The sequence below is a fragment of the Streptomyces sp. NBC_00986 genome, from assembly GCF_045162565.1.
Taxonomy (GTDB): Bacteria; Actinomycetota; Actinomycetes; order Streptomycetales; family Streptomycetaceae; genus Streptomyces.
In genome coordinates this window covers 1,833,396-1,857,524 of record NZ_CP108733.1, presented here as the reverse complement: position 1 = coordinate 1,857,524, position 24,129 = coordinate 1,833,396, and the positions used below count along the sequence as shown (strand labels likewise).

21 protein-coding genes are annotated in these 24,129 nt (G+C 70.6%); 14 read left to right on the top strand and 7 right to left on the bottom strand.

Annotation, left to right across the window (positions count from 1 at the left end):
• Nucleotides 1-72: 72 nt before the first annotated feature.
• Nucleotides 73-915, top strand: coding sequence for a polysaccharide deacetylase family protein (locus tag OG504_RS08210; protein WP_405989149.1), 843 nt, complete (start codon nucleotides 73-75; stop codon nucleotides 913-915).
• Nucleotides 916-945: 30 nt separating this feature from the next.
• On the opposite strand, the gene OG504_RS08205 is transcribed toward OG504_RS08210, so the two are convergent.
• The gene (locus OG504_RS08205; RefSeq protein ID WP_366491755.1) at nucleotides 946-1,617 is read right to left on the bottom strand and encodes a class F sortase; all 672 of its coding nucleotides are present in this window, start codon (nucleotides 1,615-1,617) and stop codon (nucleotides 946-948) included.
• A gap of 332 nt (nucleotides 1,618-1,949) precedes the next feature.
• Between OG504_RS08205 and OG504_RS08200 the strand changes: the two genes are divergently transcribed.
• Nucleotides 1,950-2,456, top strand: a complete 507-nt coding sequence (locus OG504_RS08200; protein ID WP_393756116.1) for a hypothetical protein — start codon at nucleotides 1,950-1,952, stop codon at nucleotides 2,454-2,456.
• A 94-nt stretch (nucleotides 2,457-2,550) separates the two neighbouring features.
• On the opposite strand, the gene OG504_RS08195 is transcribed toward OG504_RS08200, so the two are convergent.
• The 4 genes from OG504_RS08195 to OG504_RS08180 all read right to left on the bottom strand — a co-directional run bounded on the left by OG504_RS08195 (nucleotide 2,551) and on the right by OG504_RS08180 (nucleotide 4,610).
• A complete protein-coding gene (locus OG504_RS08195; protein ID WP_318020460.1) occupies nucleotides 2,551-3,099 on the bottom strand; it encodes a hypothetical protein in 549 nt (182 codons plus the stop codon).
• Nucleotides 3,100-3,321: 222 nt separating this feature from the next.
• Nucleotides 3,322-4,056: a DUF4239 domain-containing protein gene (locus OG504_RS08190; RefSeq protein ID WP_405996278.1), complete on the bottom strand. Its 735-nt coding sequence runs from the start codon at nucleotides 4,054-4,056 to the stop codon at nucleotides 3,322-3,324.
• A 46-nt stretch (nucleotides 4,057-4,102) separates the two neighbouring features.
• Nucleotides 4,103-4,231, bottom strand: coding sequence for a hypothetical protein (locus tag OG504_RS08185; RefSeq protein WP_405989148.1), 129 nt, complete (start codon nucleotides 4,229-4,231; stop codon nucleotides 4,103-4,105).
• A 160-nt stretch (nucleotides 4,232-4,391) separates the two neighbouring features.
• The gene (locus OG504_RS08180; protein WP_405989147.1) at nucleotides 4,392-4,610 is read right to left on the bottom strand and encodes a hypothetical protein; all 219 of its coding nucleotides are present in this window, start codon (nucleotides 4,608-4,610) and stop codon (nucleotides 4,392-4,394) included.
• A 381-nt stretch (nucleotides 4,611-4,991) separates the two neighbouring features.
• On the opposite strand from OG504_RS08180, the gene OG504_RS08175 reads away from it, so the two are divergent.
• From OG504_RS08175 to OG504_RS08155, 5 genes are all read left to right on the top strand, one after another.
• Nucleotides 4,992-5,951 carry an SCO0930 family lipoprotein gene (locus OG504_RS08175; protein WP_405989146.1) on the top strand — a complete coding sequence of 320 codons (960 nt, stop codon included), beginning with the start codon at nucleotides 4,992-4,994 and terminating at the stop codon, nucleotides 5,949-5,951.
• Nucleotides 5,952-6,291: 340 nt separating this feature from the next.
• Nucleotides 6,292-7,101 carry an SAM-dependent methyltransferase gene (locus tag OG504_RS08170; protein WP_405989145.1) on the top strand — a complete coding sequence of 270 codons (810 nt, stop codon included), beginning with the start codon at nucleotides 6,292-6,294 and terminating at the stop codon, nucleotides 7,099-7,101.
• The gene (locus tag OG504_RS08165; protein WP_405989144.1) at nucleotides 7,098-9,233 is read left to right on the top strand and encodes a putative bifunctional diguanylate cyclase/phosphodiesterase; all 2,136 of its coding nucleotides are present in this window, start codon (nucleotides 7,098-7,100) and stop codon (nucleotides 9,231-9,233) included. Before OG504_RS08170 ends, OG504_RS08165 begins: the two co-directional genes overlap by 4 nt.
• A 113-nt stretch (nucleotides 9,234-9,346) precedes the next feature.
• Nucleotides 9,347-9,748, top strand: a complete 402-nt coding sequence (locus OG504_RS08160) for a DUF4440 domain-containing protein (RefSeq protein WP_405996277.1) — start codon at nucleotides 9,347-9,349, stop codon at nucleotides 9,746-9,748.
• A 40-nt stretch (nucleotides 9,749-9,788) separates the two neighbouring features.
• Nucleotides 9,789-10,568, top strand: a complete 780-nt coding sequence (locus OG504_RS08155) for an SDR family NAD(P)-dependent oxidoreductase (protein ID WP_405989143.1) — start codon at nucleotides 9,789-9,791, stop codon at nucleotides 10,566-10,568.
• Between the two features lie 801 nt (nucleotides 10,569-11,369).
• Here the strand turns inward: OG504_RS08155 and OG504_RS08150 are convergent.
• Nucleotides 11,370-12,251 (bottom strand): LysR family transcriptional regulator, encoded by an 882-nt coding sequence (locus OG504_RS08150; RefSeq protein ID WP_405989142.1) that lies wholly within the window; start codon nucleotides 12,249-12,251, stop codon nucleotides 11,370-11,372.
• A gap of 120 nt (nucleotides 12,252-12,371) precedes the next feature.
• Here OG504_RS08150 and OG504_RS08145 point away from each other — a divergent pair, with 120 nt between their 5' ends.
• The 6 genes from OG504_RS08145 (at nucleotide 12,372) to OG504_RS08120 (ending at nucleotide 19,079) form a co-directional block, all read left to right on the top strand.
• The gene (locus OG504_RS08145) at nucleotides 12,372-13,043 is read left to right on the top strand and encodes a succinate dehydrogenase (protein ID WP_405996276.1); all 672 of its coding nucleotides are present in this window, start codon (nucleotides 12,372-12,374) and stop codon (nucleotides 13,041-13,043) included.
• A gap of 1 nt (nucleotide 13,044) precedes the next feature.
• Entirely contained in the window at nucleotides 13,045-14,997 is a 1,953-nt protein-coding gene (locus OG504_RS08140) for a fumarate reductase/succinate dehydrogenase flavoprotein subunit (RefSeq protein WP_405989141.1), read from the top strand.
• A complete protein-coding gene (locus OG504_RS08135; protein WP_318020470.1) occupies nucleotides 14,994-15,743 on the top strand; it encodes a succinate dehydrogenase/fumarate reductase iron-sulfur subunit in 750 nt (249 codons plus the stop codon). Before OG504_RS08140 ends, OG504_RS08135 begins: the two co-directional genes overlap by 4 nt.
• Before the next feature lie 376 nt (nucleotides 15,744-16,119).
• On the top strand, nucleotides 16,120-16,893 hold the full coding sequence (locus OG504_RS08130; protein WP_405989140.1) for a GNAT family N-acetyltransferase: 774 nt from the start codon (nucleotides 16,120-16,122) through the stop codon (nucleotides 16,891-16,893).
• Entirely contained in the window at nucleotides 16,893-17,828 is a 936-nt protein-coding gene (locus OG504_RS08125; RefSeq protein ID WP_405989139.1) for a lysophospholipid acyltransferase family protein, read from the top strand. The genes OG504_RS08130 and OG504_RS08125 overlap by 1 nt, the downstream gene beginning before the upstream one ends.
• 120 nt (nucleotides 17,829-17,948) lie before the next feature.
• A complete protein-coding gene (locus tag OG504_RS08120; protein WP_405989138.1) occupies nucleotides 17,949-19,079 on the top strand; it encodes an alanine--tRNA ligase-related protein in 1,131 nt (376 codons plus the stop codon).
• Between the two features lie 64 nt (nucleotides 19,080-19,143).
• On the opposite strand, the gene OG504_RS08115 is transcribed toward OG504_RS08120, so the two are convergent.
• Nucleotides 19,144-21,498 (bottom strand): ATP-binding cassette domain-containing protein, encoded by a 2,355-nt coding sequence (locus tag OG504_RS08115; protein ID WP_405989137.1) that lies wholly within the window; start codon nucleotides 21,496-21,498, stop codon nucleotides 19,144-19,146.
• A gap of 134 nt (nucleotides 21,499-21,632) precedes the next feature.
• Here OG504_RS08115 and OG504_RS08110 point away from each other — a divergent pair, with 134 nt between their 5' ends.
• On the top strand, nucleotides 21,633-24,104 hold the full coding sequence (locus OG504_RS08110) for an ATP-dependent Clp protease ATP-binding subunit (RefSeq protein WP_405989136.1): 2,472 nt from the start codon (nucleotides 21,633-21,635) through the stop codon (nucleotides 24,102-24,104).
• Nucleotides 24,105-24,129: the final 25 nt, after the last annotated feature.

Sequence of the window (24,129 nt, the reverse complement as noted above, 5' to 3'; positions counted from 1 at the left end):
GGCGGGTGTTTTCCTGCCGCCGCACCGGTGTTGCCGTGGGGCGCCGGGTCCCGCACGGGCGACTGATGAGTCATGAAGAAGGATCAGTTGCTCACGCGCCGACGGGCCCTGCTCGCCGGCGCCGCCGCCGTCGGGGCGGCCGGCACCGCCGGTCTGCTGTACTCCGGACTCTCGGACGACGCCCCGGTCCGGGCCGCCGCGCCCGCCGCCGGACCCCCACCGCGCCTCGCACGCAAGCCCTCCTCCTACCGCCTCCAGCCCGTGGCCGGATACAGCGCGCCCCACGCCGCCCCCGCCCACGTCCCGGTGCGGCACGAACCCTTCCTGCGCATGTCCGGACGCGGCAACACCATGGTCCTGACCTTCGACGACGGACCCGACCCCCGCTACACCCCGCACATCCTCGACACCCTCGCCGAGTACGACGTCCGCGCCACGTTCTTCGTGTGCGGCGAGATGGCCGACTGGAACCGTGACCTGCTCGCCCGGATGTCCGACGAGGGCCACATCGTCGGCAACCACACCTGGTCCCACCCGCTGCTCACGAAGATGACCCGGGGTCAGATCCGCTCGGAGATGGAACGCACCAGCGACGTCATCGAGGACGCCTACGGCGAACGCCCGCAATGGTTCCGCGCGCCCTACGGCGCCTGGAACCGGGCCGCCTTCCAACTCGGCTCCGAGATGGGCATGGAACCCCTCGCGTGGACCGTCGACACCCTCGACTGGGACACCCCCGGCGTCCCCCACATCGTCAACGCGGTCGAGGACGGCGCCGCCCCCGGCGTCGTGGTGCTCTCGCACGACGCCGGGGGCGACCGGACCCAGAGCGTGAAGGCGCTGCGCGAATACCTGCCGCACCTGCTGGACTCCGGCTACCACATGACACTGCCGCGCCGCCGCACCACCGCCTGACGGGACTTCGCCCGCCCGGCCGGGGAACGCTCAGCGGACCTCGACCAGGCGGGCGAAGACGACGACGTTCCCGTCGTAGCCGTTCTGCTTGGAGAAACCGCCGCCGCAGGTGATGACACGGAGTTCCGGAGTTCCCTTGGACGCGTAGACACGATCGCCGGGGAAGTCCTTCTTCTCGAAGACCTCGATGCCGTAGATCTCGAATACGGCCGTCTTTCCGTCCTTGCGCTCGACCTCGACGCGATTTCCCTTCTTGAGGGCCCCCAGTCCGTAGAACACGGCGGGGCCCATTTTGTTGTCGACGTGGCCGACGACGACCGCCGTGCCCTTTTCGCCGGGGGAGACGGCGCCGGTGAACCAGCCCGCCAGATTCGGGTCCTCCGGCGGCGGAGCGCCCACCCAGCCGTCCGCGTCCAGGCCCACCGGCATGACCGGGGCGTCGACCCGGATCGCGGGGATCCGCACCCGGTCGGCCACGGAGTACGGCAGCGGGGCCGGGACCTTGCCGAACGTGGTGTGGCCGGTCCGGGCGTCCGCGGCGGCCGCCGTGGCCGGCTGCGGTGGCCCCACGTCGAACTCCCCCGAACCATTCCGAATGAGCGCGAGACCGGTCAGCAGAACAAGCGCTATCACTCCCCACGGGGCGCGCTTCTTCTGCCGCTCCTCCTCTTCGGCAAGCTCGGACAGCTCCGACGCAGACATTCGCCATCCCCTCTCGACGCGGCCGTCGCCACGTCAATCGCGCATACGAGAACGCTAAGTCCCGAAGCCGGAACCGGCGACGGGGAAAGCGCGAACGGGTGGCCCGGACATCCTTATGTGCGCCATATGAGTTGGCAGTCACAGGATTTTTCTGACGGTGTGTGACCTGCGGCAATATCCGATTGTGCGCTTTCCCTCCGGCGTGTCCTCTCACCAGGACGGACCATTCTCGAAATGCGGGCGCGCGCAAGGCATCTGAGGGTGCGTCTGGGAGGCGTTTTCTCGCCGATCGACCGGGGACGGGTCCCGGGGCGCCTTCCGCGGAGGATGACATGCGTACTACTCGTGCCCTGGCTGCCGCCGGTGCCGCGGTGGCCGTCCTGGGGCTCGCCGCCCCGGTGGCCGTCGCGGACGGCATGGGCGCCAGCCCCAGCAACATCGTCGCCCTGCCCAGCGTGATCGCCCGCGGCGGACAGCTCACCGTCACGGTCGACGGGTGCTTCAGCGGCGGCAACGCCATCGCCACCTCACCGGGGTTCGAACGCCCCGCCAACCTCTCCCTGCTCGGCGGCTCCGGTACGACGTCCAGCGGAACGGCCAGGATCAGCCGGTCGGCCACCCCGGGCTCGTACAGCATCACGGTCCGCTGCTCCAACGGCTCCTCGCTGACCCGTGACTCCGCCTACACCGTCATCGGCGGTGTCCGCGGCGGGCTCGGCGGCAGCAGCAGCGCCGGGGCGACCCCGACCGACATGGCGATCGGCGGCGGCCTGGTCGCCGCGGCCGTCGTGGGCGGCGGGGTGTTCTGGATGCGCCGCCGCACCGAGCGCGGGATCTGACCTCCTCCCCTTCGGAGTTCAGGCGCATGTGACAGGCCTTCGCCCCGGACCCTTGCGGGTACCGGGGCGAAGGCCTGTGCGGGTGGTGCCGAGGTCAGGCGCCGTCCTCTCCGGTACGGCGGCGGGAGAAGTGGTACGCCGCTCCCACCGAGCCCGCGATGAGGGCCGCGCCGATGCCGAGCTCCTTGAGGTCGAAGCCGGCGATGCTGCCGCCCTCACCCGCGTGGACCCCTCGCGGAATCTGCTGGGCCGGCTGGAGCGGCTGGATGTTGTTGTTCGTGCGGCCGGAGGCGATGGTCAGACCCGTGGAGCCGCTCACGCCGTCACACGTGAACGTCACCTGGTACACCGCGCCCGGCCGCGCGTCCCAGTCGACCATCGCCGACGCCGAGGACTGCCCCGGCGAGATCCGGACGGTGTCGAAGACCCCGGAGGAGACCGTGGCGGAGCCCTTGCAGCCGCCCTGGTCGCGGTCGAGCTGCAGGGTCACCTGGCCGCCCGCCGCGATCGTCGAGGGCAGGACGCTGAAGCCGAACGGCGTGATGTTGTGGTTGCCGTCGCCCTTCGCGACGGCGACCGGCGCGGACAGGGCGAGGGCGCTGATGCCCAGCAGTGCGGCCGAAGCGACGCGTATCGCGCGCATGGTGATTCCTCCGGGTCCCCGAGGAGCAGCAGCGGACCTTTTCCGCTTGCGCCGTAAATGCACCTCGATGACCGAAACGCTAGGAACATGTGTGCGCTCCCGCGATCGCAGTCGCGCGAATGGGGCAACGGTGTGGGCCGCACAGGGGACACCGTTCGTGCGACCGGGGGACGCCCGCGGTGTGGCGGACGTCCCCCGGTGACCGGCTCCGGTGAGGGGCCGTCAGTCCTTGATGTGCGGGAAGAGGTTCAGGAACGGCTGCGCGGATGCCGTGATGCCACGGCTGTACGGCGCGTCGAAGTCCCAGATCAGGAACAGCAGGAAGGCGATCAGCGCCGAGAACAGCCCGGCGAGGATCAGCTCCCGTGTCGTACGCCGGATCTGCAGCGCGAAGACCATGCCGATCGTGATCACGGCTCCGGCGAGCAGCCCGAACCACACCACCGACGGCATGGTCGCCCCGGTGGAGTCCGAACGGGCGTTGCGTGCCGCGTCCACGGCCGTCACCTGGTCGACGAGCGGCTGGTAGGCCTGCGCCTGGAAGTCCGTCGTCGGCTGGTAGTCGGTGACGTCGGCGCGGATGCGCTGCAGGAGGTCGGTGCCGCGCTGGGTGAGCTTCTCGTGGTCGGCCATCGTCTTCCACTCGACGTTGACGACCTGTGAGACATAGGCCTCGACGTCGGCCCGGACGCGGTCACGCTCGGCGGGCGGGTAGACCCGCACCCGCTCCGAGATCTCGTGCAGCGCCTGTGCCTCCGCCTGCACATGGTCCTGGGCGGCGCTGCGGGCCTCCCAGACGCCGGCGATCGCGAGGCCCAGGACGATGGCGTACACCACGCCGATCCACATCGTCATGTACTCGATGACGTCCGGGGTCTCACTGGGGTCCTCGTCCTCGGACGCCGAGCGTTCGCGAAGGAAGGTGACGATGACGACGACGACACAGGCCGCCGCCATCGCGAGGACGAGAACAAGCCATTCCGACAAGAGGTTCCTCCGGGGATCAGCGTGGACGCAGCGCGACGATGGCGACCACCGCGGGCAGGGTGATGAGCAGGACGTAGACGACCGGCGGCGTCTGGTTGGTGGCCGGCCGCGGACGCGGCTGGGCGTGGTACTTCGGATAACTCACCGGGGCCGCCGAGGGATGCGGGGTGGGCTTGGGCGATGGCGTCGGAGTCGGAGTCGGAGTCGGAGTGGGTGTCGGCGTGGGCGTCGGTGTCGGGATCACCCGAGGCACCGGAGCCGCAGGGGCCGGGCGCGGCGCCGGAGCGGGCGGCGGCGGGGTCGGCTTAGGCGTGGGCCGCGGCTTCGGCGTCGGCTTGGGTGTCGGGGTCGGGGTGGGTTTCGGCGGAGGAGGCGGTGTGGGCTTCGGCGGTGGCGGGGTGGGGGTCGGCGAGGGGCAGGGCGGCGGCGGGGTCGGCTTCGGGCAGACCGGGGGAGTAGGCCAGTCGCCCCCCGCGACCGCCACCGCCTCCGTGCCGTCGGGCCCCGTCGAGGCGTACGCGCACGCGTCGGCCGCTGCCAGGCCCGCCGGTGCGCCCGCCAGCAGCCAGGTCAGCGTCACCAGGGTCAACACCCTTGCGGCGAGGGCGGTTCGGGTCGGTTCGGGTCCATGCACGACGGAGATCATGAGCCCTCGCGGGCGGGGGCGCGCCGGGGCGCGGGAGGAATGCCCCGAAGGAGTGGAAGACGGGGTACGGCCGTTTGACGCACCGACCGCCGGGCATGGCCGGATGCGCACGGGCGTACGAGACGGACCCGCCGGGTCACAGGGGTCGGAAAGAAATTTGTGCGGCGGTTGAACACTTCCGTGGTCCCCACCCGTACCTAGGACCGTGCGGCGGCACAGACGGGCGCTGCAACATCCAGGTGATTATGGGGAGTTGACGATGAAGACCTCCTGGCGGAGCGCCTCACTCGCGGCGACGGCCGTGTCCGTCATGGCGTTGACGGCGGCGTGCGGTTCGGAAAACGTGACCACGCCTTCCTCTGCGGCACAGAACGTCGGTGCCACGGCGGCGGCCGGAGGTTACGGAAGCGTCGGTGCAACGGCGAGCGCCAGCACCGGTGCCGGCAACGGTTACGGAGCCGACGGCCAGCAGGCCGCGGCCGCCGAGCCCGCGGGCCAGTTGACTGTTGCCAGCAACCCCGACCTCGGCAAGGTGCTGAGCGACGGTGCCGGCCTCACTCTCTACCGATTCGACGCCGACACGGCCAATCCCCCCAAGTCGAACTGCGACGGCGACTGCGCCACCGCGTGGCCGCCGGTTCCCGCGGACGACGCCACGGCCGGCGCCGGTATCGACAAGTCCCTGCTCGGCGAGGTGACCCGCACCGACGGCACCAAGCAGCTGACCATCGGCGGCTGGCCCGCCTACCGCTACGCCAAGGACGTCAACGCCGGTGACGTCAACGGCCAGGGCGTGGGCGGCAAGTGGTACGCGCTCGCCCCCGACGGCAAGAAGGCGACCCTCGCCTCGCTGCCCGGCCTCTCCGTCCGCAAGGACGCCAAGCTCGGCGACATCGTCGTCGACAAGAACGGCCGTACGGTCTACCGCTTCCTCAAGGACAAGGCATGGCCGAAGTCGGTCTCGAACTGCCTCGGTGCCTGCGCGGACAAGTGGCCGGCCGTCGGCATCGTCTCGGCGAACGACACCAAGGGTGTGCAGAAGAAGGGCCTCATGGGCTTCACCCGCCCCGACGGCGTCAAGCAGATGACCGTCAACTGCTGGCCCATCTACACCTTCTCCGGTGACACGGCCGCCGGACAGACCAACGGACAGGGCGTGGGCGGCACTTGGTACGCCGTCTCCCCTGAAGGCAAGCCGGTCGGCGCGCCCGCGGAGTAGCGAGAACCTCCCCAGGGTTGATCGCCCCCCGCCCACTCGGCACCCGAAACGCGGAAGGGAGGGTCGCGGGCAAGCGACAGAAATGCCGAACAACACAGCAGCGCGCGCGACCCAGGTCCGCCCCCTCCGCACCGCACGGAGGGGGCGGACCCCTTTGGCGTATTCCGCGCGCCAATTCCGGCATTCTCCGCGCTTCTCCGCATGTCCCGCACGTCAATTCGGCACGTGCCACCGGCAATCAGCGGGAACGGATGGTCAATTTCCGTTTCCGCTCGACCCTTTGGCGGGCGATCAGTAGCCTCAGCTCGAACACCGGATCGCCTACGCCTTGGAGAGATACATGGAGCGTCCCGCCTGGGCACCACGAAGCATCGACATCTCGGTGCCGAGCGTTTCGCGTATCTACGACTACTACCTGGGCGGTTCGCACAACTTCGAGGTCGACCGGGAGGCGGCCCGCAAGGCCATGGAGTTCCTCCCGGGACTTCCCAAGATCATGCAGGCGAACCGGGCGTTCATGCGTCGCGCCGTACGTTTCGCGGCCGCCGAGGGCATCACCCAGTTCCTCGACATCGGCTCCGGAATTCCCACCTTCGGAAACGTCCACGAGGTCGCCCAGAAGGCCATCCCCGGCGCCCATGTCATGTACGTCGACCACGACCCGGTGGCGGTCGCGCACAGCCAGGCCGTCCTCGCGGGCAACGCGACCGCGGACGTTGTCGCGGCCGACCTCCGCAAGCCCCAGGAGATCCTGGCGAGCGCCGAGGTGCAGCGGCTGATCGACGTGAATCGGCCAGTGGCGCTGCTTCTCGTTGCCATACTGCACTTCGTGGAAGACGCGGACGACCCGTACGGAGCGGTGGCACAGCTGCGCGAGGCACTCGCGCCCGGCAGCCTGCTGATCCTCACGCATGCCTCGTACGAGGGAATCCCGTTGCCACCGGAGCGGGCGGAGGGCGCGGTGGACGTGTACAAGGACATTCGCAATCCGCTGATCATGCGCTCGCGCGACGAGATCGCGCGGTTCTTCGAGGGGTACGACATGGTGGAACCGGGACTGGTGCCGATGCCGGACTGGCGGCCGGACACGGCGGAGGACGAGGATCCGTTCTCCTACTCGGGTTTCGCCGGCGTAGGACGCGCGGCGTGATCGCGGAGCCGGACGGGCCGGAAGGCAGACTGCGCAGGTTCGCGACCATCTGGAGCCGGGCGGTGTTCCCGGCGACCTCCACGTCGCTGACCCGGCCCGAGTTCGAGGAGCTTCTCCTGCCGCTGGCACGGCGGTTGAGCGAGGCACTGCGCGCCAGGACCTTCGAGGCCGAGGAGGGCAAGGCGGTCGGCGCCGCCCTCGTCTCCGCGCACTGCACCGACCCCGACGCCCTCACCCGCAGCCTGGAGTGCGTCGACGCCTACCTGGTGCTCTACTGCGGCGGCGACGGCTCCCAGGAGGACCTGCGGATCCGCTCGGCCCGCCTCCAGCACGCCATGGCCGCCGGCTTCGCCCAGGCACTGCGCGAGCGCACCCTGGCCGAGCAGGAGGCCATCTCGGTGGCCGCGCTCCAGGCCCAGGGCGTCGTCGCCCAGGCCCTGCACGCGACCGAGGCCCGCTTCCGCGCGGTCTTCGAGGGCGCGGCCATAGGTATCGGCATGGCCGACCTCGACGGCAACATCCTCCAGGTCAACGGCGCGCTGCTGCGCATGTTCGGCATCAACGACCAGACCATGGGCGGCCGCAACGTCCGCGAGTGGACCCATCCGGACGACGCCCCCCAGACCTGGACCCTCTACGACGAACTCGTCCGCGGCGAGCGCGAGCACTACCACGTCGAGAAGGCGTTCTACCGGCCTGACGGAACGGTCCTGTGGACCAACCTCACGGTCTCCCTGCTGCGCGACGCCGACGGCAACCCGCAGTACCAGCTCGCCCTCATGGAGGACACCACCGAGCGGCGGCTGCTCAACCTGCGGCTGCGCTACGAGGCGACGCACGACGCGCTCACGGGCCTCCCGAACCGCACCCTGTTCTTCGAACGTCTGGAGAAGGCGCTGGGCGCGGGCAACAACCAGCGGTTCGGCCTGTGCTACCTCGACCTCGACGGCTTCAAGACCATCAACGACAGCCTCGGCCACGCGGCGGGCGACCGGCTCCTCGTCGAGGTCGCCGACCGGCTGCAGTCCTGCGCGACCGCGCCCGGCGAGATGGTCGCCCGGCTCGGCGGCGACGAGTTCGTCGCGCTGACCACCGGCCCCGACACCGAGCGCGAGGTCGACGAACTCGCGGGCCGCATCATGAACGCGCTGATCACCCCCGTCAGCATCGACGGCCGTGACCTCACCGTGCGCGGCTCCATCGGCATCGTCGAGGGCCCGGCCGGCGAGCGCGGTCCGGCGGAGGTGCTGCGCAGCGCCGACATCACGATGTACCGAGCCAAGTCCGCGGGCGGCAACCGCTTCGAACTCGCCGACCCCGAGGCCGACGCCCGCGCGATCACACGCCACGGCCTGACGACGGCACTTCCGGCCGCCCTGGACCGCAACGAGTTCTTCATCGAGTACCAGCCGCTGGTCCACCTCGGCGACGGCAGCGTGCGCGGCGCCGAGGCCCTCGTCCGCTGGCTGCACCCGCAGCACGGCGTCCTTGGCCCCGACCGCTTCATCCCGCTCGCCGAACACACCGGCCTCATCGTCCCGTTGGGCCGCTGGGTCCTGGAACAGTCCGTACGACAGGCCCGCGCCTGGCGCGAGACCTACGGCGACGGCGTCCCCCTGCGCATCAACGTCAACCTCTCGCCCTGCCAGCTCACCCACCCCGGCCTGGTCCAGGACACCGTCGACATCCTGGAGCGCACCGGCGTCGCCCCCGACGCGCTCTGCCTGGAGGTCACCGAGTCGGCGCTGATCGGCGCCGACGACGACCTCCTGAAGCCGCTGCGGCGCCTCGCCGAGATGGGCGTCGACATCGCCCTGGACGACTTCGGCACCGGCTACTCGAACCTCGCCAACCTCCGCCGGCTGCCGGTCAGCATCCTCAAGCTGGACCGCTCCTTCACCCAGAGCATGCAGCAGTTCCCGGCCGACCCCGTCGACCTCAAGATCGTCGAGGGCATCGTCTCCCTCGCCCACAGCCTGAACCTCGCGGTGACGGTCGAGGGCGTCGAGACCGGCGCCCAGGCCGAACAGCTCCGCATACTGGGCTGCGACACGGCCCAGGGCTGGTACTACGCCCGCCCCGGCCCGCCGGAGCGGCTGCACGACCTGGCGCTGGTGGACGCGACGGGGTGAGGGCGTAAGTCGCTTGCGGGAGGCCCGGGTTCGCGGGTGATCATGTGCGGGTGAATGACGAAGCACATGCGTCGGACGACGTGAACCAGGCGATCGAGGGCGAACTGGCCCTCATGGACCCGGCCGTCCGCTCCTCCCGCGGCGAGGCCGTCCGCTTGCTGGACCCGGAGTACGTCGAGGTCGGCGACTCGGGGAGGCACTACACGTACGAGCACATGCTCGCGTGGCTCCCCGAGCACGCGGGCAGCGCGGCGGACGGTCCCCGCTACCGCCCGTCCGCCATCACGGGCATCGTCCTGGCCCCGGGCCTGGTGCAGCTCCGCCACGAGACCGACTTCGACGGCCGCCGCGCCCGCCGCACCTCCCTGTGGCGCAAGCGCGACGAGGAGACGGGCTGGCGGATGTTCTACCACCAGGGGACTCCGGTGCCGCCGGACATCGACCAGGACCTGTGCGCGAGGCGTCGGCGGGGGAGGATGCCCTCATGGCGGCCGAACAGCCGACCAAACAGCTGATCGAACAGCCTCCCGCGCCTCACCGAAGGAGTTGGGCTCGATGAGTACCGAACTGCAGGGCAGGACCGCCGTGGTGACGGGCGCCAGCAAGGGCATCGGGCTGGCGGTCGTGACGGCGCTGGCCGGGGCGGGCGCGAGCGTCGTCGCCGGGTCCCGTACGACCACCGAGGGGCTGGACGCGCTGGTCAAGGAGGGCTCCGTCACCTGGGTACCGGTCGACCTCGCGGAGCGCGGCGCGGCCGAGCGGCTGATCGAGGCGGCCGACGGGCGTGTGGACATCCTGGTGAACAACGTCGGTACGGCACCGCCCCGCACCGGCGGCTTCCTCTCGGTGACCGACGAGGACTGGCAGCGCACTCTCGACCTCAACCTGCTCACGGCGGTACGTGTCACCCGCGCCGCCCTGCCCCTGATGCTGGCCGCAGGCCGGGGCTCCGTGATCACGATCGGCTCGGTCAACGCCACGCTGCCCGACCCACTGGTCATCGACTACAGCGCGGGCAAGGCCGCCCTGGTCGCCTTCTCCAAGGCCCTGTCCAAGGAGGTCGGCCCGAAGGGCATCCGCGTCAACACGGTCAGCCCCGGCCCGGTCGAGACGGAACTGTGGCTCGGCGGCGGTGGCGTGGCCGAAACCGTGTCGGCCGCCACCGGCCTCACCCCGGCCGAGGTCGCGGCCCAGGCCGCCGGCGCCACCGTCACCGGCCGCTTCTCCAAGCCCACCGAGATCGCCGACGTGGCCCTCTTCCTAGCCGGCGACCGAGCGGCCAACCTCACCGGCAGCGACCTGGTGATCGACGGAGGCTTCATCCCGACCTGGTGAGCCGGGGGACGATGAACTCCCGTACGGCGCAGCCCGGTTCCCGCTGCTCCTACGGCGCCTACCGCACTCGGCACCGGCAGCGGCGACCGCGCGGAACCACACGGCCCCGCCCCCGCACCACCTGCCACACCTGGCGCCGGGGCGGGCCCGCGAGGCTGACTGCTCCCACCGCACTGGCGCGATCGGCGTCAGCCGCAGCACCCGGGCGAGGCGCTGCGGCTCACGGTTCCCGCGGCATGCGGATCAGGGTCCCGCCGAGTTCGCGGGGTTCACCGCTTCCACAGCCGCCAGCGCACGGGTGGGCCCGGGAGGCGGACCGCTCCCGTAGCACCTGCTGCGCTGGGCGCCAGCGGCAGCGCCTTGGTGGGGCGCCGAGGCTCACCAGGCCTACGGCATCCGCACGAGGGTCCGGCAGGGTTCGCGGGGGTTCACCGCTTCCACATCAGCTGGCGCATCCGGCATCCGGCATCCGGCATCCGGCATCCGCGCCGGCGTCCGGGCGAGCTCGCGAGGCGGGCTGCTCCCGTAGCACCTGCTGCGCCGGGCATCAGCGACAGCGCCCGGGCGAGGCGCTGCGACTCACAGCTCCCGCGGCATGCGGACCAGGGGCCCACCGAGTTCGTGGGGGATTCACCGCAGCCGCCGCAGCCGACATCCGCGCCCGCCACCTCCCGAACCCGCAGCCCGCGCTTCCGCTGCAACCGGCATCCGCACCACCCACCCCGCCGAGCCCGCGCATCTGCTGCAACCGGCCCGCACCAGCCCGTCCCCGCCGAGCCCGCGCAGCTCACCTCGCCTCCCTCACCGCTCCAACAACATCCGCTGCAACTCCCTCGCAGCCCGCGGCGGAGCCACATCGCTGCGGTGTGCGAGGGCGATCGTCCGGTGCAGTCCGGGACGGGCCAGCGGGGTCACCCGCAGCCCCCGCCCGGACTTCGTCGCGACCATGCGCGGTACGACGGCCACGCCGAGCCCCGCCCGCACGAAGCCGAGGACCGCGTCCATCTCGCCGCCCTCCACCGCGAAGTCGGGTTCGAAGCCCTCGGCGCGGCACGCGGCGACGGTCAGTTCACGCAGGTCGTAGCCGTGCCGGAACATCACCAGGCGTTCGCCCTCGAGGTCGGAGATCCGTACCATCCGGCCGCGGCCCGGTGCCGGTGCCTCCGGGGAGGACACGACCACGAGGTCCTCGCGCAGCAGCTCCACCGTCGTCAACGCCGGTGAGGGGGTGGGCAAGGGAAGGACCACCAGCGCCAAGTCGAGGGCGCCGCGCGCGAGTTCGCGTACGAGATCGTGCGAACCGCCCTCCTCGATCAGCAGCCGGATGCCCGGATAGCGGTCGTGGAAGGCGCGGAGGACGTCCGGGAGCAGGCCCGTGCACAGGCTCGGGGTCGCGCCCAACCTGATCCGCCCGCTTCGGAGTTGGGCCAGTTCCTGTACCTCGTGCCGGGCCGTGTCCGCGTCGGCCAGGATGCGTCGGGCCAGTGGCAGCAGCGCCTCGCCCGCGTCCGTGAGCGTGATGTTGCCGCGGGCCCGCAGGAACAGGTCCGCGCCCAGCTCCCGCTCCAGCGCCTTGATCTGCTGGGACAGCGAGGGCTGTGCGACATGGACCAGATCGGCGGCCCGGGTGAAGTGCCGGGTCTCGGCGACGGCCACGAAGTACTGGAGCTGCTGGAACTGCATGCACCTACGATAGCTGCAGCCTATGGAAACCAGGCAGACCATGTCTTGGACCGATCGGCCCTCGGGCGTCTAGCGTCCGTAGACATGGCTCTGGCAACGCGGACGGACCGACGGCCGTCGATGGCGCGCACGGTGTGGGACAGCTCCGTCGGCAAGAAGACAGTGATGGCGGTCAGCGGCCTGATCATGCTGCTGTACCTGGTCGTCCACATGATCGGGAACCTGAAGATCTTCTTCGGCGCGGGCGAGTTCAACCACTACGCCCACTGGCTGCGCACCGTCGGCGAACCCTTCATGCACTACGAGTGGACGCTCTGGCTCATCCGGATCGTCCTCGTCGTCGCCGTGATCGCCCACGCCGTCTCCGCGTACCAGCTCAGCCGCCGCGACATCAAGGCGCGCCCCAGCAAGTACGTGCACAAGAAACGCCGGGCGCCCTACGCCACCCGCACCATGCGCTGGGGCGGCATCATCCTCGCCCTGTTCATCGTCTGGCACATCCTCGACCTGACGACCGGCACCGTGCACTCGGGCGGTTTCCAGGAGGGCCACCCGTACCAGAACGTCGTGGACACCTTCTCCACCTGGTACGGCGACACCATCTACATCGTCGCGATGCTCGCCCTCGGCCTGCACGTCCGGCACGGCTTCTGGAGCGCGGCCCAGACCCTCGGCGCGGGCAGCCGCAGCCGCGACCGCGCCCTGAAGACCGTCGCCAATGTCCTCGCGCTGCTGCTCACGGCCGGCTTCATCGCCGTGCCCGTGGGCGTCATGACCGGAGTGGTGAGCTGAAATGGCCCTTGAATACGCCGACTTCACGACCGGGGAACCCGTCACCGACACCAAGTCGCCCACCGGCCCCGTCAACGAGCGCTGGGACACGCGCCGTTTCGAGGCCAAACTCGTCAACCCCGCCAACCGGCGCAAACACACGGTGATCGTCGTCGGCACCGGCCTCGCGGGCGGCTCCGCGGGCGCCACCCTCGCCGAACAGGGCTACCACGTCGTCCAGTTCTGCTATCAGGACTCCCCGCGCCGCGCCCACTCGATCGCCGCCCAGGGCGGCATCAACGCGGCGAAGAACTACCGCAACGACGGCGACTCCGTCCACCGCCTCTTCTACGACACCGTCAAGGGCGGCGACTTCAGGGCCCGCGAGTCCAACGTCCACCGCCTGGCGCAGATCTCGGTGGAGATCATCGACCAGTGCGTCGCGCAGGGCGTGCCCTTCGCCCGCGAGTACGGCGGCCTGCTCGACACCCGCTCCTTCGGCGGTGTGCAGGTGTCGCGGACCTTCTACGCCCGTGGCCAGACCGGGCAGCAACTCCTCCTCGGCGCCTACCAGGCCCTGTCCCGGCAGATCGCCGCCGGGAACATCGAGATGCACCCGCGCACCGAGATGCTCGACCTGATCGTCGTGGACGGGAAGGCGCGGGGGATCGTCGCCCGCGATCTGATCACGGGCCGTATCGACACGTACTTCGCGGACGCCGTCGTCCTCGCCAGCGGTGGTTACGGCAACGTCTTCTACCTGTCGACGAACGCCATGAACTCCAATGCCACCGCCGTCTGGCGGGCGCACCGGCGCGGCGCGCTCTTCGCCAACCCGTGCTTCACGCAGATCCACCCCACCTGCATCCCGCGCACCGGCGACCACCAGTCCAAACTCACGCTGATGAGCGAGTCGTTGCGCAACGACGGCCGGATCTGGGTGCCGACGGCGCAGGGCGACCAGCGCCCGCCGAACGAGATCCCCGAGGCCGAGCGCGACTACTACCTGGAGCGCATCTACCCGGCCTTCGGCAACCTCGTGCCCCGCGACATCGCCTCCCGCGCCGCCAAGAACGTGTGCGACGAGGGCAGGGGCGTCGGCCCCGGCGGACAGGGCGTCTACCTCGACTTCGCCGACGCCATCGGGCGGTTGGGGCGGAAGGCCGTCGAGGAGAAGTACGGCAACCTCTTCGACATGTACGCCCGGATCACCGCCGAGGACCCGTACACGGTCCCGATGCGGATCTACCCGGCCGTGCACTACACGATGGGCGGACTCTGGGTCGACTACGACCTCCAGACCACGATCCCGGGCCTGTTCGCGATCGGCGAGGCCAACTTCTCCGACCACGGCGCCAACCGCCTCGGCGCCTCCGCGCTGATGCAGGGCCTCGCCGACGGCTACTTCGTCCTCCCGGCGACGATCAACGACTACCTCGCGCGGAACCCCGGACACGAGGAGATCGGCGTCCAACACCCCGCCGTACAGGAGGTGTTGGCGGAGACCGAGGACCGGCTCAACCTCCTCCTCGCGGTGGACGGCGACCGCACCCCCGACTCCTTCCACCGCGAACTCGGCGAACTCATGTGGGAGTTCTGCGGCATGGCCCGCACCGACAGCGGACTGCGCAAGGCGCTGGAACGCATCCCGCAGATCCGCGAGGAGTTCTGGCGGCGGATCAAGGTCCCGGGCACCGGCGAGGAGTTCAACCAGTCGCTGGAGAAGGCGAACCGGATCGTCGACTACCTCGAACTCGCCGAGCTGATGTGCCTCGACGCACTCAACCGCGCCGAGTCCTGCGGCGGTCACTTCCGCGAGGAGTCGCAGACCCCGGACGGCGAAGCGGAGCGCAGGGACGAGGAGTTCAGCTACGCGGCCGCCTGGGAGTTCACCGGCACCGGATCGTCTCCCGTACTGCACAAGGAAGACCTGGTCTTCGAGTACGTCCACCCCACTCAGCGGAGCTACGCATGAAGCTCACCCTGCGCGTCTGGCGGCAGAAGAACGCCGACGCCGAAGGCGCCATGTCCACCTACCAAGTGGACGGAATCTCCACGGACATGTCGTTCCTGGAGATGCTCGACACCCTCAACGAGGAACTCATCCTCAAGGGCGAGGACCCGGTCGCCTTCGACCACGACTGCCGCGAGGGCATCTGCGGCGCGTGCTCCCTCGTCATCAACGGAGACGCGCACGGCCCGGAGCGCACCACCACCTGCCAGCTCCACATGCGGTCCTTCGAGGACGGCGACACGATCGACATCGAACCGTGGCGCGCCTCCGCCTTCCCGGTCGTCAAGGACCTCGTGGTCGACCGCTCGGCCTTCGACCGGATCATCCAGGCCGGCGGCTACATCACCGCCCCGACCGGCGCCGCCCCCGAGGCTCACGCCACCGCCGTACCCAAACCGGACGCCGACTTCGCCTTCGAGCACGCCGAGTGCATCGGCTGCGGAGCGTGCGTCGCCGCGTGTCCGAACGGGGCCGCGATGCTCTTCACCTCCGCCAAGGTCAACCACCTCAACGTCCTTCCGCAGGGCGCCCCCGAGCGCGAGACCCGCGTCCTCGACATGGTCGCGCAGATGGACGACGAGGGCTTCGGCGGCTGCACCCTCGCCGGCGAGTGCGCCACCGCCTGCCCGAAGGGCATCCCGCTGGTCTCCATCACCGGCATGAACAAGGAATGGCTGCGGGCCACCCGCAAGGCCGCCAAGCGCTGAACTCCCGCGCGAACTCCCTCATGGGACAAGAACGTTCGCCGACAAGGTGCGGACGGGCGGGACCGGGAGTGGTGCTCATCCCCGGTCCCGCCAGGCATTTTCGACCGGCCGAGGGGATCGGGGAACTCCCATCGGACCCCCGTCGTTGACGGCTTACGGCCGTCGGCCGCCGTTCCGGGACACCGCCGGACCGCGCCCGAGTGAACGCCAGGTGCTGGGCACCGGGGTGTGAGGACGCCGTTCAACAAGCCCACATCCCGGCTCCGGGCACAGGTCACGCGCAGGACGCCCGGCGTAGGAAGAACTGTTGCGGCTGGACTTACGGAACCGGCCAGCCAGTTCCCCCGCCGAACCCGGCCCGTGATCAGGGAGAGCCATGACCGGCGTTTCCACCCTCGACCGTCCCTCGCAGCCCGCCGCGCCGACCCGCTACACCGTCACGCTCGCCCGCGACGAGGACGATGTGCGTGCCGCGCAGCGGCTGCGGCACGACGTCTTCGCCGGGGAGATGGGCGCCCACCTGTCCAGCCCGCAGCCCGGCCTGGACGTCGACGCCTTCGACGCCTACTGCGACCACCTCCTCGTCCGCGACACGGTCACCGGGCAGGTGGTCGGCACCTACCGGCTGCTGCCGCCCGAGCGCGCCGCGGTCGCCGGACGGCTCTACTCGGAGAGCGAGTTCGACCTCGCCCCCCTCGACTCGATCCGCCCGGGCCTCGTCGAGGTCGGCCGCTCCTGCGTCCACCCCGACCACCGCGACGGCGCCGTCATCGGCCTCATCTGGGCCGGCATAGCCCGCTACATGGTCGACCGCGGCCACGAGTGGCTCGCCGGCTGCTGCTCCATCCCGCTCGCCGACGGCGGCGCCCTCGCCGCCGGCACCTGGGACCGGGTCAGCGCCAAGCACCTCGCCCCCGAGGAGTTCCGGGTCCGCCCGGTGCTGCCCTGGAGCGCCGACGGCGTCACCCGCCCCGCCGGCCGCGTCGAACTCCCGCCGCTGCTGCGCGGATACGTCCGCCTGGGCGCCTGGGTGTGCGGCGAGCCCGCCCACGACCCGGACTTCGGGGTCGCCGACCTGTACGTGCTGCTGTCGATGCGCCGGGTCAACCCGCGCTATCTGCGGCACTTCCTCTCGCTCGTCCCGGCGTGATGAGCGTCTGGCTGCCCAGCGCGCCCTGCACCCCCAGGTCGTGCATCGAGTCGAAGGGGTCCGTCACGGCCGTACCGCGCGCCGTGCTGCGCTTCGTGACGGTCCTGGTCGTGGTGGCCGCCGGGGCCGCACTCACCCCCGTCGGCAAGCGGATCCCCGCCCGCGCGGTGCGCTGGTGGTGTCGGACGATCGTCCGGTCCGCCGGCATCCGGCTCCGCATCACCGGCACCACCACGTCCACCGGCGGACTGCTGCTGGTGGCCAACCACATCTCGTGGCTGGACATCCCGCTGCTGGCCGCCGTACGCCCCGCCCGCATGCTGGCCAAGGCCGAGATCCGGCACTGGCCCGTCGCCGGGACACTGACCGCGGGCAGCGGCGCCCTGTTCATCGACCGCGACCGGCTGAGCGCCCTCCCCGAGACGGTCGCCTCCATCGCGGGCGCCCTGCGCGCAGGCGGGGCGGTCGCCGTCTTCCCCGAGGGCAGCACCTGGTGCGGCCGGGCCCAGGGCCACTTCCGGCGGGCCGTCTTCCAGGCCGCACTCGACGCCGGAGTCCCCGTCCAGCCCGTCGGCCTGCACTACCTGACCGACGGCACCGCCAGCACCGCGCCCGCCTTCGTCGGCAGCGACTCCCTGCTCACCTCGGTGTGGCGGGTCGTGTCGACGCGCGGGCTCGTCGCCGAGGTGGAGGTGGGCGAGACCATCGCCCCCGGCAGCCACCCCGACCGCCGCTCCCTCGCCCACGCGGCGCAGGCCGGGGTCGCCGCTCAGCCCCAGCACCAGGACCACTGCACGTCGGTGGCGCAGACCCAGCTGAAAATCCGCAGGACGGCGCGGAGGCGTCCTGTTAGCGTTGCGTCCATGAGGATCATCAGGCACACCCACACCACCGCGACCGCGCGAGCGACCAGCTCGCCGGCCGCCGACGCCTGAACCTCACTGACCTCTCCCGGCGGCCGGAAACGGACCGCCGGGTGTGTCGTTTCCAGCCCTCTCGCACGCCGCCCCGCGGTCCCTTCCGGTCCCCGACCGACCCGCGAAGGACTCACCGCCATGAACACCGACGACGTCGTCCGTACGTTCCTCGACTTCTACCGCGAACGCGGGCACGAGCTGATCACCGGAAGCTCGCTCCTGCCGCCGCCCTCGGACCCGGTCCTCTTCACCACGTCCGGCATGCACCCGCTCACGCCGTACCTCCAGGGCCGCCCGCATCCACAGGGGCGGCGGCTGGTCAACGTCCAACGCTGTCTGCGCACCACGGATCTCGACGAGGTCGGCGACCTCACCCACCTGACCGTGTTCGACATGCTCGGCTCATGGTCGTTGGGCGACTACGGCCATCCACAGAGCCTGCGTTGGGGGTACGAGCTGCTGCGGGACGGCTTCGGTATCCCGCGCGAGAAGTTGTACGTCACTGTCTTCGGCGGCGATGAGCAGGTTGGGCCTGATCTTGAATCGCTGGGTACCTGGCGGGAGTTGGGGCTGCCGGTTGAGTCGACCCGGGACGAGAACTGGTGGTCCAACGGGCCTGTGGGGCCCTGTGGGCCTGACTCGGAGATCTTCTTCTGGACCGGGGACGGGCCGCCGGAGGGGAGCCCTACCAGTGATTCGCGCTGGGTGGAGATCTGGAACCACGTGCACATGCGGCTTGAGCGGGGTGAGGACGGTGGGCTCGTTCCGTTGCGGCAGGTGAGCGTTGATACGGGGATGGGGTTGGAGCGGCTGGTGTCCGTCCTTCAAGGGCGCCGGTCGGTCTATGAGACGGATGTGTTCGAGCCGTGGGTGCGGATTGTTCCGACGCTGTGGGATCTGGACGAGCGGTCCCTGCGGGTCGTCTGTGACCATCTGCGGTCGAGCGTCGTCGTCATCGGGGAAGGGGTGCGGCCGTCCAACACCGGGCGGGGCTATGTGGTGCGGCGGTTGATTCGGCGGGTGCTTACCGTTCTGCGGCGGGGTGACGACTCTCGTACGTTGGGTGATTTGCCGGGGGAGCTTGTTGGTGGGGGCTCTGTGCGGGGGGTTTTGCTGGAGGAGGAGCGGCGATTCAGTCAGCTTCTCGAGCGGGGGCGGCGGGTGTTGTCCCGGCCTGAGTTTCGGGGGGTGTTGGGTGATGAGGAGTATCGCTACCTTCACGACACTTATGGGTTGCCCCGGGAGTTGGTTGTCGGGCTTCTGAGGTAGTTGGTCGGGTGCCGGCCGGTGGGGGCTGGTCGCGCAGTTCCCCGCGCCCCTGAAAGAAGGGGGTCTACGCTAGCGCGTTTGCCAGGTAGGGGGCCGTTGCGCTGTCGCTCGCCCTTGCTGCCTTCCTCGGCGGCCCTGCCGCCACGACCCTTCCGCCCTCTTCCCCTCCACCCGGCCCCATGTCGATCACCCAGTCCGCGCCCGCCACCACCGCCATGTCGTGTTCGACCACCACCACGGTGTGGCCGGCGTCGACGAGGCCGTGGAGTTGGCGGAGGAGGACTTCGACGTCGGCAGGGTGGAGGCCGGTTGTCGGTTCGTCGAGGAGGTAGAGGGTGTGGCCGCGGCGGGCGCGCTGCAACTCCGTGGCCAGTTTGATGCGTTGGGCCTCGCCGCCGGACAACTCGGTGGCGGGCCGGCCCAGATGGAGGTAGCCGAGGCCCACGTCCAGGAGCGTGGTCAGGCTGCGGGCCACGGACGGAGTGTCCGCGAAGAACTCCGCCGCGCTCTCCACCGTCAGGTCGAGGACCTGTGCGATGTTCCGTCCCCGGTACGTCACTTGGAGTGTCTCGGGGTTGTAGCGCGCCCCGCCGCAGTCGGGGCACGGGGCGTAGGTGCTGGGGAGGAAGAGCAGCTCTACGCTGACGAAGCCCTCGCCCTGGCAGGTCTCGCAGCGGCCGCCCGTCACGTTGAAGGAGAACCGGCCGACGCCGTAACCCCGTAGGCGTGCTTCGTCCGTCGACGCGAACACCTTGCGGACGACGTCGAAGAGGCCGGTGTACGTCGCCAGGTTCGAGCGTGGGGTGCGGCCGATCGGCTTCTGGTCCACCGACACCAGGCGGCCCACGCCCGGCAGTTCCTCGGTGATCTCGCCGATCAGTGTGGACTTGCCTGAACCCGAGACGCCGGTGACCGCTGTGAACACGCCCAAGGGGAACTCCGCTGTCACGGCGCGCAGGTTGTGCCGCGTCACCGGGCCCACCTTCAACTCGCCTCGCGGTGAACGGACTTCGCGGGCAGGCGTGGGGGAACCGTCGAAGAGGAAGCGGGCCGTCGCCGATTCCTCCACCGCCGCGAGCTCCGCCACCGGTCCGCTGTGCAGTACCCGTCCGCCGTGCTCGCCGGCCAGCGGGCCCACGTCCACCAGCCAGTCGGCGGCGCGCATCACGTCCAGGTGGTGCTCCACCACGAACACCGAGTTGCCCGCCGCCTTGAGCCGGTCCAGCACCGTGAGCAGGGCCTTCGTGTCCGCGGGGTGCAGGCCGGCGGACGGTTCGTCCAGGACGTAGACGACACCGAAGAGGCCGGACCTCAACTGGGTTGCCAGGCGCAGGCGTTGGAGTTCGCCTGCCGAGAGGGTGGGGGTCGCGCGGTCCAGGCTGAGGTAGCCGAGGCCCAGTTCGAGGATCGGGGCGATGCGGGAGGTGAGGTCCTCGGTGAGGACGCGTGCCGCCTCCGATGTGCCGTGCAGTGTGTTCGCCAACTCCGCGAGTGGCAGCGCGGCCAGGTCGGCGATCGTGCGGCCCGAGACGGTCACCGCGAGGGACTCGGCGCGCAGTCTGCTGCCCCCGCACAGCGGGCAGGGGGCGCTGGTCAGGAAGCGTTCCGCCTTCGCCCGTAGGGTCGGGCTCTTTGTGTCCGCGAACGTCTTCATGACGTAGCGGCGGGCGCTCATGTACGTGCCCTGGTACGGGCGTTGGATGCGGTCCGCGTCCCGGACGGGGTGGACCGTCACCACCGGTTGTTCGTCCGTGAACAGGATCCACTCCCGCTGTTCCGTGGGGAGGTCGCGCCACGGCACGTCCACGTCGTGTCCGAGGGTGTCGAGGATGTCGCGCAGGTTCTTGCCCTGCCAGGCGCCCGGCCACGCGGCGATCGCGCCCCCGCGGATCGAGAGGGAGGGGTCGGGGACGAGGGACTCCTCGGTGGTGCGGTGGACCCGGCCCAGGCCGTGGCACTCCGGGCACGCGCCCGCCGCCGTGTTGGGGGAGAAGGCGTCCGAGTCGAGGCGTTCCGCGCCGGGCGGGTAGTCGCCCGCTCGGGAGAACAGCATCCGGAGGGAGTTCGAGAGGTTGGTGACCGTGCCCACAGAGGAGCGGGAGGTCGGGGTCGAGCGGCGTTGCTGGAGGGAGACCGCGGGAGGGAGGCCGGTGATCTCGCCGACCTTCGGGGCGCCTACCTGGTGGATCAGCCGGCGGGCGTACGGCGCCACCGACTCGAAGTAGCGGCGCTGGGCCTCCGCGTAGATCGTGCCGAAGGCGAGGGACGACTTTCCGGAGCCGGAGACGCCTGTGAACACGGTCAACACGTCCCGCGGGATGTCGACGTCGACGCCCTGGAGGTTGTGCTCGCGGGCGTCGCGGACACGTACGTAGGAGTCCGGGACGTGGGGGATGCGGGGGGTGCCGGGGCTGTGCATGACCCGGCGAGTCTATGCGAGCACCCCGTGTGCCGCCCGGTGACCTGCGGGGGTGCGGGGGCGTCCGCGCTGTGCCAGGTTGGAAGACACGGATACCAGTCGCCGCCCAGTCGCCGCACGGAAGGTCCGTGGTCATGAGCACTCCCGGATTCGGTTTCGGACGCAGCCCCTTCGAGGAATTCGACGAGCTGATGTCCCGGTATTTCGGCGGTTCGGGACCGGCGTCACCGTCGCGCCGGGCCCAGCGCGTCGACATCGGGAGTCTTCTCTCCGAACGGGCCCGTGAACTGGTCGCCCAGGCGCGGGACATCGCCGCCGTCGAGGGCAGCGAGCAGCTCGACGCCCGGCATCTGCTGGCCGCCGCCACCGAGCAGGAGTCGACCCGACGGCTCCTCGCCGAGGCGGGCGCGGACCCCGACCGGATCCGGGAGCGGCTGACCGCCGGGGCCGGGGCCGGCCCGAAGACCGAACCCACCACGCTCACCCCGGCCGCCAAGCGGGCCCTGCTCGACGCGTACCAGATCTCCCGCGCCGAGGACTCCTCGTACATCGGCCCCGAGCATCTGCTGCGGGCCCTGGCCGCCAACCCCGAGTCGGCCGCCGGACAGGCCCTCGCGGGCAGCGGCTGGGAGGGTGACCGGATGCCCACCGGCGCCGAGCCCGAGCGGAAGAAGCCCAGCAGTACGCCCACCGTCGACGAGTACGGGCGTGACCTCACCGAGGACGCCCGCGCCGGGCGGCTCGACCCGGTGATCGGGCGGGACGACGAGGTCGAGCAGACCATCGAGGTGCTGTCGCGGCGCAGCAAGAACAACCCCGTCCTCATCGGCGACCCCGGCGTCGGCAAGACGGCCGTCGTCGAGGGCATCGCCCAGCGCATCGTCGCCGGTGACGTGCCGAAGACCCTGGCGGGCAAGCGGCTCGTGTCGCTGGACCTGGCCGGGATGGTCGCGGGCACCAAGTACCGGGGCGAGTTCGAGGAGCGGTTGAAGAAGCTTCTCGACGAGGTGAGCGAGCACAGCGACGAACTGGTGCTGTTCCTCGACGAGTTGCACACCGTCGTCGGTGCGGGCGGAGGTGGCGACGGCGCTCTCGACGCGGGCAACATGCTCAAACCCGCCCTGGCCCGTGGGCAGTTGCACCTCATCGGTGCCACCACCGTCGACGAGTACCGCAGGTACATCGAGAAGGACTCCGCGCTGGAGCGCCGCTTCGCGCCCATCCTGATCGGCGAACCGACCGTCGACGACACCATCGAGATCCTGCGCGGCCTGCGCGACCGCTACGAGGCCCACCATCAAGTCCGTATCACCGACGAGGCGGTTGTCGCCGCGGCCGAACTCTCCGACCGGTACATCACCGCCCGCTTCCTGCCCGACAAGGCCATCGACCTGATGGACCAGGCCGCGGCCCGGGTACGGCTGCGCGCCAGGACGCCGCTGTCCGACGATCGGGAGGTCGAGGACCGGCTCGCCGCCCTCAACCGGGAGAAGGACCAGGCCGTCGCCGACGAGGAGTACGAGCGGGCCAAGGAGATCCGGGACCGGATCAAGGACACCGAGGCCGAGTTGAAGGCGGGCGGCTCCGCGGAGGAGCAGGCGCCCAAGGTCACCGCCGAGGACATCGCCGAGGTCGTCTCCCGCACCACCGGCATCCCCGTCGCCCAGCTCACCGAGGAGGAACGCGCCCGGCTGATGAAGCTGGAGGAGCACCTCCACGAGCGGGTCGTCGGCCAGGACGAGGCCATCACCGCCGTCGCCCGTGCCGTACGCCGTGCTCGTGCCGGCATGAGCGACCCGAACCGGCCCATCGGCAGCTTCCTCTTCCTCGGCCCCACCGGCGTCGGCAAGACCGAACTGGCCCGCGCGCTCGCCGCCGCCCTCTTCGGCGACGAGAACCGCATGATCCGCCTCGACATGAGCGAGTTCCAGGAACGGCACACCGTCTCCCGGCTGGTCGGCGCCCCGCCCGGATACGTCGGCCACGAGGAGGCCGGCCAGCTCACCGAGGCCGTCCGCAGGCAGCCGTACGCCGTGCTGCTGCTCGACGAGGTCGAGAAGGCGCACCCCGACGTCTTCAACACGCTCCTCCAACTCCTCGACGACGGACGGCTCACCGACTCGCAGGGCCGCACGGTGGACTTCAAGAACACCGTCGTGATCATGACGTCGAACATCGGCGCCGACCGCATCCTCGCCGCGGGCGTCGACGACTACGCCAAGGTCCGCGAGACGGTGATGCCGGTCCTGAACCAGCACTTCCGCCCCGAGTTCCTCAACCGCATCGACGAGATCATCGTCTTCCGGGGCCTGGAACGGACCCAACTGCGGGAGATCGTCGAGCTGTTGCTGGAACACACCCGGCGCAGGCTGCACGCCCAGGACGTCACCCTCGAGGTCACCGACGCGGCGGCGGACCTGCTGGCGAACCTCGGTTACCAACCAGACTTCGGCGCCCGCCCGTTGCGCCGCACCATCCAGCGCGAGGTCGACGACCGGCTCGCCGACATGCTCCTCGCCGGCGAGTTGAACGCGGGCGACCAGGCACAGGTCGACGCGACCGACGGCACGATCGAGATCAGGGCACGCCAGGCGGCCGAGCACTAGTCCGACCGCATTCGCACCCCTCTGG

Excerpts from the sequence above, each read along its gene's own strand:
- OG504_RS08155 (WP_405989143.1), top strand. The coding sequence starts at position 9,789 with ATGAGTACCGAACTGCAGGGCAGGACCGCCGTGGTGACGGGCGCCAGC.
- OG504_RS08160 (WP_405996277.1), top strand. The coding sequence starts at position 9,347 with ATGGACCCGGCCGTCCGCTCCTCCCGCGGCGAGGCCGTCCGCTTGCTG.
- OG504_RS08110 (WP_405989136.1), top strand. The coding sequence starts at position 21,633 with ATGAGCACTCCCGGATTCGGTTTCGGACGCAGCCCCTTCGAGGAATTC.
- OG504_RS08175 (WP_405989146.1), top strand. The coding sequence starts at position 4,992 with ATGAAGACCTCCTGGCGGAGCGCCTCACTCGCGGCGACGGCCGTGTCC.
- OG504_RS08120 (WP_405989138.1), top strand. The coding sequence starts at position 17,949 with ATGAACACCGACGACGTCGTCCGTACGTTCCTCGACTTCTACCGCGAA.
- OG504_RS08195 (WP_318020460.1), bottom strand. The coding sequence starts at position 3,099 with ATGCGCGCGATACGCGTCGCTTCGGCCGCACTGCTGGGCATCAGCGCC.
- OG504_RS08135 (WP_318020470.1), top strand. The coding sequence starts at position 14,994 with ATGAAGCTCACCCTGCGCGTCTGGCGGCAGAAGAACGCCGACGCCGAA.
- OG504_RS08140 (WP_405989141.1), top strand. The coding sequence starts at position 13,045 with ATGGCCCTTGAATACGCCGACTTCACGACCGGGGAACCCGTCACCGAC.
- OG504_RS08200 (WP_393756116.1), top strand. The coding sequence starts at position 1,950 with ATGCGTACTACTCGTGCCCTGGCTGCCGCCGGTGCCGCGGTGGCCGTC.
- OG504_RS08125 (WP_405989139.1), top strand. The coding sequence starts at position 16,893 with ATGAGCGTCTGGCTGCCCAGCGCGCCCTGCACCCCCAGGTCGTGCATC.
- OG504_RS08130 (WP_405989140.1), top strand. The coding sequence starts at position 16,120 with ATGACCGGCGTTTCCACCCTCGACCGTCCCTCGCAGCCCGCCGCGCCG.
- OG504_RS08115 (WP_405989137.1), bottom strand. The coding sequence starts at position 21,498 with ATGCACAGCCCCGGCACCCCCCGCATCCCCCACGTCCCGGACTCCTAC.
- OG504_RS08210 (WP_405989149.1), top strand. The coding sequence starts at position 73 with ATGAAGAAGGATCAGTTGCTCACGCGCCGACGGGCCCTGCTCGCCGGC.
- OG504_RS08170 (WP_405989145.1), top strand. The coding sequence starts at position 6,292 with ATGGAGCGTCCCGCCTGGGCACCACGAAGCATCGACATCTCGGTGCCG.
- OG504_RS08145 (WP_405996276.1), top strand. The coding sequence starts at position 12,372 with ATGGCGCGCACGGTGTGGGACAGCTCCGTCGGCAAGAAGACAGTGATG.
- OG504_RS08150 (WP_405989142.1), bottom strand. The coding sequence starts at position 12,251 with ATGCAGTTCCAGCAGCTCCAGTACTTCGTGGCCGTCGCCGAGACCCGG.
- OG504_RS08190 (WP_405996278.1), bottom strand. The coding sequence starts at position 4,056 with ATGGCGGCGGCCTGTGTCGTCGTCGTCATCGTCACCTTCCTTCGCGAA.
- OG504_RS08205 (WP_366491755.1), bottom strand. The coding sequence starts at position 1,617 with ATGTCTGCGTCGGAGCTGTCCGAGCTTGCCGAAGAGGAGGAGCGGCAG.